Annotated in this window: 11 protein-coding genes and 1 pseudogene; 4 read left to right on the forward strand and 8 right to left on the reverse strand. The window is 39.8% G+C overall.

The genetic code is table 11. From position 1 onward, the window contains the following. Window positions 1–1,237 precede the first annotated feature (1,237 nt). The 3 genes from AC0L7T_RS22210 (at window position 1,238) to AC0L7T_RS22220 (ending at window position 4,587) form a co-directional block, all read left to right on the forward strand. Window positions 1,238–1,384 carry a hypothetical protein gene (locus AC0L7T_RS22210; protein ID WP_473338512.1) on the forward strand — a complete coding sequence of 49 codons (147 nt, stop codon included), beginning with the start codon at window positions 1,238–1,240 and terminating at the stop codon, window positions 1,382–1,384. A 486-nt stretch (window positions 1,385–1,870) separates the two neighbouring features. Beyond that, on the forward strand, window positions 1,871–3,790 hold the full coding sequence (locus AC0L7T_RS22215) for a tetratricopeptide repeat-containing sensor histidine kinase (protein WP_473338514.1): 1,920 nt from the start codon (window positions 1,871–1,873) through the stop codon (window positions 3,788–3,790). Further along, a complete protein-coding gene (locus tag AC0L7T_RS22220) occupies window positions 3,787–4,587 on the forward strand; it encodes a LytR/AlgR family response regulator transcription factor (RefSeq protein ID WP_473338515.1) in 801 nt (266 codons plus the stop codon). The genes AC0L7T_RS22215 and AC0L7T_RS22220 overlap by 4 nt, the downstream gene beginning before the upstream one ends. Window positions 4,588–4,887: 300 nt before the next feature. Here AC0L7T_RS22220 and AC0L7T_RS22225 read toward each other — a convergent pair. Together AC0L7T_RS22225 and AC0L7T_RS22230 are read right to left on the reverse strand one after the other, a co-directional pair. Then, window positions 4,888–5,085: pseudogene (locus AC0L7T_RS22225) on the reverse strand (IS1634 family transposase); the annotation flags it as partial. Window positions 5,086–5,151: 66 nt separating this feature from the next. Beyond that, window positions 5,152–5,514, reverse strand: coding sequence for a JAB domain-containing protein (locus tag AC0L7T_RS22230; protein WP_473338517.1), 363 nt, complete (start codon window positions 5,512–5,514; stop codon window positions 5,152–5,154). A 478-nt stretch (window positions 5,515–5,992) separates the two neighbouring features. Here AC0L7T_RS22230 and AC0L7T_RS22235 point away from each other — a divergent pair, with 478 nt between their 5' ends. Beyond that, window positions 5,993–6,154 carry a hypothetical protein gene (locus AC0L7T_RS22235; RefSeq protein WP_473338519.1) on the forward strand — a complete coding sequence of 54 codons (162 nt, stop codon included), beginning with the start codon at window positions 5,993–5,995 and terminating at the stop codon, window positions 6,152–6,154. Window positions 6,155–6,620: 466 nt separating this feature from the next. Here AC0L7T_RS22235 and AC0L7T_RS22240 read toward each other — a convergent pair whose 3' ends face one another. The 6 genes from AC0L7T_RS22240 to AC0L7T_RS22265 form a co-directional block, all read right to left on the reverse strand. Then, the gene (locus AC0L7T_RS22240; protein WP_473338520.1) at window positions 6,621–6,791 is read right to left on the reverse strand and encodes a hypothetical protein; all 171 of its coding nucleotides are present in this window, start codon (window positions 6,789–6,791) and stop codon (window positions 6,621–6,623) included. Between the two features lie 289 nt (window positions 6,792–7,080). Continuing rightward, window positions 7,081–7,281: a hypothetical protein gene (locus AC0L7T_RS22245; protein WP_473338521.1), complete on the reverse strand. Its 201-nt coding sequence runs from the start codon at window positions 7,279–7,281 to the stop codon at window positions 7,081–7,083. Window positions 7,282–7,389: 108 nt separating this feature from the next. After that, the gene (locus AC0L7T_RS22250; RefSeq protein ID WP_473338522.1) at window positions 7,390–9,159 is read right to left on the reverse strand and encodes an amidohydrolase family protein; all 1,770 of its coding nucleotides are present in this window, start codon (window positions 9,157–9,159) and stop codon (window positions 7,390–7,392) included. Between the two features lie 116 nt (window positions 9,160–9,275). After that, complete coding sequence (locus AC0L7T_RS22255) at window positions 9,276–10,310, reverse strand: alpha/beta hydrolase family protein (protein WP_473338523.1); 1,035 nt, start codon at window positions 10,308–10,310, stop codon at window positions 9,276–9,278. A gap of 1 nt (window position 10,311) precedes the next feature. Further along, entirely contained in the window at window positions 10,312–10,827 is a 516-nt protein-coding gene (locus AC0L7T_RS22260; RefSeq protein WP_473338524.1) for a gluconate 2-dehydrogenase subunit 3 family protein, read from the reverse strand. 11 nt (window positions 10,828–10,838) lie between these two features. Continuing rightward, window positions 10,839–12,521: a GMC oxidoreductase gene (locus tag AC0L7T_RS22265; RefSeq protein WP_473338525.1), complete on the reverse strand. Its 1,683-nt coding sequence runs from the start codon at window positions 12,519–12,521 to the stop codon at window positions 10,839–10,841. Window positions 12,522–12,525 lie beyond the last annotated feature (4 nt).

Consider the following 12,525-nt stretch of genomic DNA (forward strand, 5'->3'; position numbering starts at 1 on the left):
TTCTTGAAGGAATTTACCAAATACCAAGCGGCACATTCGTCCAAAATTCGTCAAGCTACCATACAATTCCGTGAAGAATGCGTATCTGGGAGTAAAGAGTTTGGGGTAAAATCCATTATTATATAAGTCAAACACACAATTTTCCATACCAATTTTTTTGATATCATAAGTAGTCTTCAAAGCATGCTAGGAAAAGATATCAGCAAAGACATATTAAAATCGAGAGCCTGAGGATCATCCCCGCCTTCTAACCGCACGAAAAATCCAGATCCAAAAGTCAGAAACGGCCTTGATTATGATAAGAATTGTATTCAATTAAAGAAGTTCTGGTTATGGAAAATTAAGGCTAGACAGCCCCCAGGCACTCTTTTCAAAATCTTCACTTTTACCCAAACTAGAATGTAAACCAGATTTCTTTCTAGGACATGGAATTTCCACAATTGATCAATAAGTAAAATTATTACCTCCCCGGCGAATGGTAGCTTTCGTTATGGTAGGATTAAAAAAATTCAATTTCTTTTATCAAGAGGCATTTCGGCACGGCTTAATAACTATCGAATTGATAATATTCTTTAAGAAACATTTTAGGGTATAGATTTATTCTAAATAAAATAAAAATACATATGTCAATAAATAACACAATCAAGTTTCTGATGTATTTGTTTTTTTCAATTCTTGGGCTTAGTGGTGATCATTCATCCTCATAAGAGAGGCGATATGAAACCAACTGATCAAAAAGATGACTTAGAAAGTCTCAAAAAGCATTTCATATCACCCACCCTACAGAACCGTTAAGAAGAAGCTATTCCCCTCAAGGCAAATGTATAGAAGCCTTACTATATATTATTATATAATCAGATGCTGCAGCAGTCACTACTGATTTCACTTCGGGAGAGAAGTTCGCCAAGTGTTTTTAATCTTAGAGGCTATATAGCCCTCCCCCTTTTTCATTAGGTTATCGGTCCTGTCTCGGTTTTTTCAAACTAATCTTGCAGATGAATTGGATGGGTAATTTGGTGTCACCATTGCCTTTAATAGCAGGAGGTGAAACTTCTGTTTGGAAGCAAACCATTTTTTTGGGTACAGAGAGTTGCTTGTGCGTAGCAAATTCTTACTGTTTCTGAAGCACAATGAAGGTTCCCCGTTTATTTAAATAAAAAAAAACTTTGACGGCTACCGTGTAAACTGGTCTCTAGCTGGGATTAAGGGTGATTGTAAACCTTTAAAACTAAGCAAAATGAGAACACACAGAATTTTATTACTCGTAATTACCTTACTTACTTCTTCTTGTGGGTTGATCGATGACAAGGATACATTGCCGCAAAAACCGAATAACGTTGAAAAGGCCAAAGCTGACGATTTCCCTTCCAGGGGAGGTAATTAAACACTAAATAGTCCCTACAACAGACTATCGGATAAAAAAGATACTGCTATTATTTCCAAACTGTAAAGCCTGTAATTGTTATTGCAGGCTTTATTTTCATTTAAAATTAATTATGCCTGGCGCAGACAAGCATAACGAAAGCGGCATATGAAGGAAAGATTATCAAATATGCAAGATTCCACCTGACCTTTGAAAAGCAAAACCAAAACCATTGATTAAATCCCCACTACAACCAACTACATATCAAATGTAATGAAGAGAAAATAATTCTCCTGTATACAATTCGTTAACATGCGCAATAAATTTGTAAATGAATAGAAATTAATCGCCAACACCATTACCATTAACAGAAATCAACTATCAGATTAAGTGCAAAATGATTTTAAAGAAATGAAATTAAACCATGTTATCTTTTATTTTTTTGTTAATTAAGCGATCTTTATTAGGTTGTAATGATAAACACCCTTCCCATCTATGCTTCTGTATATGCCACTAACTGAAATAAAAATTCCTTCACCAAAACGTCCCTCGTCCAGGTATTTACTTCTTGCAATTGTCTTGGTAATTTCTTCTGCCTGGCAGCAAAAAAGTGACCAAAGTCAATTAGATAGCTTGCTCCAAAAGGTGGACCTCCATATCGATGGGTATGCTTTGGATTCAGCTACTATTGTATTGGATCAGGCGCTGGACCAAGCACTTCATTTAAACGATTCCACCAGCATTAGAAGAATTTTTGGCGATATGGGATACGTACAGCACCTCATTGGAAATTACGAGGCCAGTATTTCTAAGTACAAATTAGCCTACGAATATGCAGAAGGCCTCCAAGATTCAACCTTAATGATTGCTTTCTCAAGAAGCATAGGTCTAAACTTCCAACGAATCGGCCTCCATGCGGTCGCATTAGATCACTATTTAAAAAGTTTGGAATTAACAAAAATGGGTTCTGACAAAGAGCTGCTAGCTGATTTGTATAATTCAATCGGTGTGCTTTATCAGCAAAATAATGAGCCAGACACGTCTATGGATTATCTTCGGCAGTCTCTAAGGCTTTACAGTCATATAGGTGACCAGGCAGGTGTAGCCCATGCTTATAATAATATGGCAATCAATTTTCAACAAAAAAATGAATTGGATTCCTGTATTCACTATAATTTAATGGCCCTTGGGCAAAAAAAAATACTGGGTGACCTGAGGAATATCTCGTCAACACTTAATAATTTGGGAGAACTATTTATGGAATTATCACTCCTCGATTCCGCGCACGATTACTTGCAAGAAGCCTACACTATCCACCGGAAATTGAATGAGCCGGAATCCATGGCCATCAGTTATAATAATTTTGCCAATTATTGGCTGGGAAAGGGTAATTATCCACTCGCTGAATTGTATTTGGATTCAGCTACGACAATTATCCAGAATATTCAGACCAAGGAGTTGGCCATTGAAAACATCGAATTAAAAGTTCGCTTGTACGAGAAAACCAATCGTTTTGACCAGGCACTGAGAACCTATAAAATTTGGGATAGCCTCAAAACCGATCTTTTTATGGAAGAGAAAATCCAGGTTCAAGAACTTGGAAACCTCTATTTACTTCGGGAAAAAGAATTTGAGAAAGAACAAGTCGCCCAACAAGCCAATCTATTCGAAATCAAGTCAGCACAATTTCAAGTCACCAGTATTCTACTGGGAGTATTGGGATTATTGCTAACTTTCTTTTCGGTCATCACGTTTCGAAACCTCAAAACCCAAAAACAGCTATCGGAACAGATTAGCAATCAAAACTCGGTGATAAAAGCGCAGCAAGTGGAAATTCGTCACCGAACAAGCAATAGCCTGGCCAGAATACAAACCGTCATCAATGCCATAAGACGGAAAGCGACCGACTCCGGTACAAAATCCGATTTGATACAGGCTGGTCGGATTCTGCAAACCGCAGCCTCACTAGAAAGGTATCTTTACGATGTGGAAGACGAGTTTGAGGTCCCGCTTGCAGAATATCTTACTGGATTATTGAACCATCACCGGGAAATTTTCCGTCTGGAAAAAAACAATACGCGGATTACCCTAAACTGCCCTTCAGACCTCACCGTTCCAGTAAATCAAATTCTGAATCTGGCTATAATTCTGGACGAATGGCTACGAAACAGTACCAAATATGCCTTTTTGATGACACAAAAACCAAAAATAACGATTTTCATCCAGGAGGAAAACAGGATGCTTACCCTGCAATACAGCGACAATGGATCTGGCTTGAAAGACAATCTTACCCAAGGTACTGGCACCGGTTTGATTGAAAAGTTTGCACGAGATTTAGACGCACGGTTAACCACTGAAAGCGATGGGGGAATTCACCATTGCCTTCGCTTTAACATACAATCAAAAAAAATCAACACCCACTTATGAAAATCCTCATCGTAGAAGACAATCACTCAATTGGCGAAGAAATTGCGCTATCCATCAACGAACACTTTGGCGATGATTCGCATAAAATCCTTGGGCCGGCCAGAACCTATCAGGCGGCCCTAGATATCATCCAGCACCATCAACCTGAAGTGGCGTTGCTGGACATTGCCCTCGGGGAGGATGTGGATGCAGGAATTCGCCTAGCACAGTACCTAAACCGGTCCTACCCTATTCCGATCTTATTTTTATCGGGCCTACCCCGTAGCCTGGGATTCAACCTGGCCAAATACCTGATGCCGTTTGATTTTATCCCCAAACCGGTGGATTATTTCAGGCTAATGGATAAAATTGAACTCGCCACCATATTCCAATCACAACGTAGCAAACTGGAATCCATGGAACCGAACCAAAATGGCATCCAAAATAAATCCATTTTCGTAGCCACTTCTCACAATGAAGCTACTGCCATCCCTATACGGGACTTAATACTTCTGGAAGCAGATGACAAACTTATTCGTGCTTACACCTTAGATAGCACTTTGCCCATTCCATTCACAAGTCCAGGACTGAAAAACTTTTACAGAGATAATCTGTATCTGCTGAGAAATTTCCACCACATAAATCGAAAATACGTGATTAACCTGCCTATGGTCACACAGATCAAGGATAACCATGTCATACTTCCCAGGGAGGTTAAAAAGGGAGAGTCCCCCTTTTTTCGTATCCCTATACCCAAAAATGGCGACGCCAAAAAACTGCTCTTTGCCCGCCTAGGTTATAAACTCAAACCGGAGTAGGTCCCTCCTGTTTTGTGCTGATAGCTGTGATAAGTTTTTGTTGTTCACCAGTTGGTTTTAAAAGTATTGTGGTGTAGGTTTTAGATTCTGGCAATACACTCTTATCTCATACATCTTTATTATTAGTTCTACGGCCCTATTTGCTGAAAATGAAAGTCGCTTTATTTTAAAATCTTGCCAGATAATGGAAGTTTTCAACTTAAATTTCAGGTTGCCATGCCCAAGGATCTTATCAGGGACGACCAATTCTTTCTGAATGTTGCATATTGTGGATAGCATTGGGTTGGGGTGAGGTTATTGTTCTTTTCTCTGGTGAAAAATGGCTGTCTGCCCTCTAAGCCGATCAATTTCTGATCTGGCTTCTCGTTCCATAGTATCCAACTCACTTTCATCCGAAGAACAACCTATAGTCTTAACAACTTTGTTGATCCTACCTACTTTTTGGATAATTTGTACACTAAAACTACCACTAGCATTTCTTTTTCGCCTGACAAACATAGGTTAAAAATATACTGAGGCACCCTAAATCGCAAATTTCCGATACTGAAAATCAGAATTAAAATATTAAACTAAAAAGTACCCGCACAAAACAGAAAAAAGGAAAGGTTTCATACAATTGTAAACAACCTGGGAACAATTGATTTTGATTTTTTTATCTGGTTGTTCAAACATCCTCCTTCTACCCAATTCAAATGAAGTTACCATAGCCGTGGCCTTGGCATATCCTATCCCTTCTATTTTCAGCCATCTTTCCATGTCCCACTTGGCCAATTCAGATAGTTTATTATTTGCTAGGGTAAGAATCTCCCGAGCTTTGTCTACTTGAATATTGGCTATAGCAACGATGATGTGGTAGTCTGTCATGGCAGATTTCCCCTGGTTATAAAGCATCTCTGTGGGTTCTGATAATAAATTAAAACGTTTCATAATGTGCTTACCGAGGGCGCTGGAGAGCTAAATGAATGATGCGCGGGGGAGTTTTTCACTAAGCACCGGATAAATCATCTCAATCATTCACATCCTATTATGCCGAAGTTCCTTGGAACATCTCAGACAGTCAAACCGGATGCATGTGAAGAAATAGCCCATAGCTTTGGTGAGTCATTGATTTGACTAGTATTTTCAGATTTTTGTTTGCAAATGAGGATTTGAAGGAATTTCTGGTTTATGTTCTTCTTCTAAATTCAACCAATTAGTCATTAATTTGTAAAACGTGTGAAAAGAGGATGTTAAAATCGAGTTGATTCTAATATCCTTCCTCCGAGTTATTTCAGTTACTTTCCCAAAGATGTTTTTGGTTGTTTTTTTATAGATTCCGCAATCTCCTTTTGCTTATCTGGAACAAAGGGCGGTAAAACTCCTTCCTACATTAGAAGAAACTTGCCTGAATAGTGATAAACAGTTTGTGTGGTTCAGATTTGAAGAGATTTTTAAGGTCACCGGGTACATGGAAATCCCCCGCATGGAGCCTGACTTGGACGGCACAGAAATTTATTGGGAATTGAAAAAACGAAAATTAAAACCTGAAAATATGTGGGTTTGGGAATATACTAAAGAGGATGGATAAATTGCGCGCGTAAAGGACGTTAAAACCCTAATAGGTTATCCCTCATCTACACTCCATTGATCCAGTTGGTGGTGAAAAAGACAAGTTGGAAATCACTCAAACGCAAGGTCAAGCGGATCACTAAGAAGACCAAACCATAGTTTCGAGCAGAGGCTCCGAAATCTGGCCGAGGTATGGAGGGAATGGATAAACAATTACCGTCCCTGACTATTTCAGGACAGGCTTGCCAGTATCAACGCCAATCTAAGATTCATTGATGAATGGCTGAGAAACCGACTTAAATACTGAATGTGGTCCCAGTCGACCGGGAGAAGAAGCCGGAGGGGAAATTTAAAAACCTCCTTTAATAATGTGGGGACCAAGACCATGCATATGCATGTAACAGGACCAGAAAAGAAGGATGGGCACCTCTTTATCTATATGCATTAGACGAAAGTGCAATAAAAGTGTTTACAAGTTCGTAGACTTAGTGATTCAAATTTTTAATGTCCTTTCCTTCAGTCTCCGTCAACTCCTCTCTAATTAATTCCTTTTCCGCTTTTCTTTCTCTTTTCCAAAATAGTTTCGAAAGAAAGTTCCCAAGATGTTTAAGTCTCTCCGGAGATTTACTCAACTGTCCCTTTTTTTTAAATGACATAATATTAATTACAATATGATCACCAAGGTAAAGTGTTTTAAACGCAATCTAATAAAAAAAACAATTAGTGATTTAAGGATTTCAAGAGTGCGGTTAAAATATTGTTGAACAAAGCCCGGTAAACTTTTAAAGTGGCGAATAATTGCAAACTGTCAAAGAACGATGTCAAGTTCGATATCCTGATCAGCAATACAATGTAAAAGTGTTCCACTACTTCGTCATAAAGGAAAGGTTTCATACGATTGTAAACATCCTGGGAACAATTGATCTTGATTTTTTTATCTGGTTGTTAATACATTCTTCTTCTACCCAATTCAAATGAAGTTACCATAGCTGTGGCCTTAGCATATCCTATCCCTTCTAATTTCAGCCATTTTTCCATGTCCCAATTGGCCAATTCAGATAGTTTATTGTTTGCCAGTGCAAGGATCTCCCGGGCTTTGTCTACCTGAATATTGGCTATAGCAGCGATGATGTGGTAGTCTGTCATGGCAGATTTCCCCTGATTATATCCAAAATTAATCAGATACTGTTCAACACTTCCTTCAAAGGCAATTTCAAAAATCAGGGATTGGATTAAAAATGCTTTTGACTCCCATTAAACCGGTAAACTATAATTCTCCAATATCCCTTTTAAATTCTCGCCAAGAATGAGCCGCTTTTCTTCAGTAGTAATTCTCGCAAATAGTATAGGACCCAGATTCCATGCAATCGGTAAATCAAGTAAATCAGTGCCAAATAAAAACCTGTCAGCGCCTATGGCCTCCACTACTTCTTCGCAGGCCCTTGGTCCTAAAAGTGGCACAGAACATACATATAAATTCGGGTAATTTTTAATTATTGCTGCATAGGCAGTAGTCGTATGTGCAGTGACAAAACATGCGTTTGGATACGTCTTCACTAATCTTTCCATCTGTGTAGGCGAGCCCCAACTGTGATTTATAATTAATTGACGATGGTCATTTGCCCATTCACATGCTACATCAATCAATGGCCCATCAACCGGATATCCCTGGTAAGGAGGAATCAATTTAATTCCACGCATCCCTAACTTCTCACCACGCTGAAGTTCCATCAACATTTCTTTTCGGCCCCTATTGGGGTTCAATAAAGTAAAGCCTATAAATCGATCAGGAAATTTATTTATTGCGTTAGCGACAATGTCATTACCGAAAATTTCATCACTGTATACCCCTGCAAAGCTCATCACACACACCTTGTTCAAACCTAGCCTATCCATTTCTCCCACTACTTTATTAATCGAGGAACCGGGTACATGATAGTGCGCATTGTTTTCTCCAAGGTGACCATGAACATCATAGAAAGTCATTTTATCCGGGCGCATGCCAGAACGACCAAACTTCACATATTCATCCTCTGGGGCAGGGAATTTAACTTCAGGATGTTTCAGCTTGCACCAGCTGAGTAATCCCCGTAAATTATCCCCAGCGATTAACCTTTTATCCCGGTCGCTTATTTCCGCAGTGGTTAAAGTAGCAAGTGTCATGTGTTGTCCAAAATTGGGCCATCCAGAACCAAAAATCAGTCTTTCCGAACCCCAACGCTCCGTGATGTATTCAATCCCTCTATGGAGCCAATAAGCACTTAGCTCAAGGTGCAAATTCGGACAGGCATCCAAAGCTTTGTAAAGTAAACGCTGGGATCGACGTATACGGTTTTCGCTGATTATTACCGGTATATCAGGCCATCGCCTGCAAAGGGCCACAATTCCGTCCCAATCGGTTGCATCTGACCCACCACGCCCATTTGATTCAGTGGGATTGACAAAAACCGGAACCTTGCTTGTTGAAATCGGATCCAAGAGATCATCCACACTATAATCGGAGAGCTTAAAAAAATATTGATTGGGATATAAACAGAGCGCACCAACCTTCTGCCGGCGCATTTCACCCACAAATTCATAGGGGTCTAATTGTTCGCTTTTTATCCCCGAAGGCAAACCTGCCCAAGCGCTATGCAATCGTGGGTTGTTGCTGGTAACATCTAAAATTCTTTGGTTGCCATCTTTAGGGTGATTCTCTCTGCTCAAACTATCAATAACCAATGCCTCGGAAATGCCATAATGATCCATTTCGGATAAAAGATCCTCAGCAGTATGTAGTCCATTTTCTTTTAACTTAAGGTGGCGTCCTACCTGAACATGAGCATCAAATAAATTCCAATGATCTGTTAGCCTTTCCGCATTATTTTCAGTCGAGGCATATGCATTTAGGCCATGTGAACTTACTTCCCCTCCAATAGTCGAAAACCATAATCCCGCCAAGCCAGTCTTACGTATAAAGTCGCGGCGTCCGGCATTGTTTTCCTGAGAATAGAAGTTGTAACCCTCTAAAGATTTCTTTTTCATGGTATCAGCCTTTTGTTATTTTATAATACTATTGAAACGAAAGCCATCTTGGTCTGAAAAATGAATAGCTCCTTTCTTCAGAAATGAGTAGCTTTTTAAAAACACTTATTATTTATTTAATCAAATCTTTTAATCCACAAAAACATCTCTTCGACAACTGGCGTAATTGGAATTTTTTCATTATTAAAAACAATATATTTAACTGCTTCACCTAAATCCATTGGTTCATGGCTTTTAGCATGTAAAGTTCTTAATTCCACCCTGCCTCCAGTTCTCTTAATTGCCTCCACAAAGGCTACACTTCCTTGATAGGTCACGACTGGATCCTCATCTGCATGCCAAATCTTTAGGGGCACCCCATGAATTTTAAACCGCTTTCCATCTGTTAGCCATGAATTGTAAAGAATGGGATTAAACCCATTGACTTTTTCAGGCTCATAAACATCCTTATGATCAAAATTGAAGAGTTTTGCCATGGCAATTTTAGGCGCATTATTGCTCCAGGGATGCATCCATGCTTGATTGTAAAGATCAGTTACAGGGCAAGCCGCCGATTGAGATAAAAAAGGGATCTGGCTTTGATACAGCAAATTATTGCTGGTTAACCCTCCCATACTTCCACCCCACAAATGAACCCCATCCTGTTTTATATTGAAATTTTCAATGACCCAATGATATCCTTTTATATAGGATTGAATTGCTATACCTGATCCCATATTATTGAATAAATCTATACCAAACTCCTCCGCAAACCGTTCCGGCAATCCAGCCATGTCCATAACAGCAAATCCTTCACTAAGCAAATACTTTGTCAGTGGAAACCTTTCTATCTGGCTTCCAGTCCCTGTAACGGTTCCTCCTGCCCCATGACAAATAATCACCAAACGGGTAGGACTTCCTTTTTTAGAATAATTTTCGGGGAGCATTAGCACTCCCCAATCAGGGTAAATCTTTTCCGAATCTAATGGCGTTAATTGTGTGCTTTTTGTGTCTGAAGGCTGAACGTTTAACGAAACCTGAAAACGGACAATATCTCTTTGTTTATTATGGGGTTCTATTTCGGAAACAGGCTTAAATTTGTCATTAACAGAATTGGAATAGCCCTTTTCTCCCAGAAAAATAAAAGCCATTAAGAAAACTATCAGTTTCATATTACCAGGGTTTTTGTGCCCGGCAGCCATCATAATAGCCCGGTGCAGGATTGTATTTTAGGAATTGCGTCGCTCCTACCTCAGAAGTATAATACCCGGTAAGGGTTAAGCCTTTTATCAATTTAAAATAATCCTCGCCTTCCTCATCTAAGATAGACAATAATTCGGTGCGTTGCTGTGCGGTACATGCCACAAAAGATTCCTTGTACCTGTTTTTACTCAGGGTGTTTATATTATCCATTCCATCAATAAATATTTTTTGGTTTTCTGGTGTATAGCAATCCCTCACCACTACTGCCATAAACTCACCAACATTGGCCTCCTTCGCACCAGGTGTGTCTGTTTGGGGCAAAATGGTTTCTCCTACCTCATTCAGAAAATTGATCTGTTCCTGGTTAAAAAAACCAACACCATCGCCCTTTTTAAAGCTACATCCAACTTGGAACAATAAAGTAGCTCCTGCGATTGATCCTCCAAATAAGAAACCTGCTTTTTTCAGTGCATCTCTTCTCTTCATTACTTTGTATTTTATCGAATGTTCCCTTTCTTCATTTCTTTTACTGCGTAATCAACCGCTCTGGCTGTTAAAGCCATGTAGGTGATCGAAGGGCCAGGTGTACAACCTGAGGAAGCCATCGCTGATCCGTCAGTAATAAAAACGTTATTGACCTCGTGCATTTGATTCCATTTGTTCAATACTGAAGTCTTTGGGTCCAAACCCATTCGGGCTGTTCCCGTTTCATGTATACAGGAACCAGGTATTTTATTCCAATTGTAGGTTTCCAAATTTTTTATGCCGCCCATTTCCAGAATTTCTGCGGCACTGTTCTTCATGTCTTCCAACATTGCTTTTTCATTTTCTTTAAACTCGCAATCAATTCGGAGAATTGGCATACCAAACTTGTCCTTTTTATCTTTGTGGAGTGTCACCTTGTTGTCATAATAAGGGAGATGCTCTCCCCAGGCAGTAATACCCATCGACCATTCTCCAGCTTCAGCTATTTTATCCTTCAACTGTACCCCTACACCTGCAGCATTCCCTATTCGCCCTCTACCTGCTCCCCCCTGGAAAGTATAGCCACGAAGAAAATCTTTCCTTTCTGTCTCTTTGCTTATATTTCGAAAACGCGGAACAAAGATCCCAGTAGGACGCGATCCATAAGTATATTTGTCCTCATGACCCTCAAAGCTTCCTCTTGCACCTGCCCCGTAAGGCATGTCCATTAAGTTATGCCCAATTTGACCACTACTATTTCCCAATCCATTGGGGAAAGCATCTGAAACAGAATGCAGCAGGATTAAAGTGGAGTTTAAAGTAGATGCATTCAGAAACACCACATTTGAATAATACTCATGCTCTTCTAAGGTTTCTGCATCTATCACTCTCACCCCTTTGGCCCGCCGTTTTTCCTTGTCATAAATTATTTCTTTTACTACTGAAAAAGGCCTTAGTGTCATATTGCCTGTTGCTATTGCTGCTGGCAGGGTCGCTGAATTGCTGCTAAAATAACCTCCGTAAGAACAGCCACTTTCGCACTTTCCGCGGTAAAGGCATGGCCCTCTTGTTCCAATTTTTTTGGTATGATTGGCCGTACGCCCATGGATAATCATCCGTTCATCTCCAAATCCCTTTCTTACCCTTTCTGCCACTTCTTTTTCCACACAATTCATAGGCATTGGTGGTTGGAACTTTCCATCTGGTAAATGAGGAAGCCCCTCTAAGGAGCCACTCACCCCTACAAAGGGTTCAACATAATCATACCAGGGAGCAATGTCATTATATCCAATTGGCCATTCCACCCCAAAACCATCTTTTGAATTGGCTGAAAAATCAATTTCACTCCTCCGATAGCATTGACGTCCCCATATCAAGCTGCGCCCGCCTACCTGGTAGCCTCTGGCCCATTCAAAAGGCTTTACCTGTTCATATGGTTGCTCAAGGTCATTGACGAAATATTTTTTAGAGACTTCATTGAAATTATAAACACCGCTCTGTATAGGACTAAGCCGAATATCTTCCTGGGTTTTCAACCCTCTATGTGGGAGCTCCCAAGGTGATTTTAAGTCTTCATAATCAACTATGTGCTTGACATCCCTGCCTCGATCCAAAACCAGGGTTTTTAATCCTTTCTCACACAGCTCTTTTGCTGCCCAGCCACCACTAATTCCTGTTCCTATTACAATGGCATCGTATGTATTGTTATTTTTCATATTG

The organism is Cyclobacterium sp. 10D3-21, from assembly GCF_055809755.1.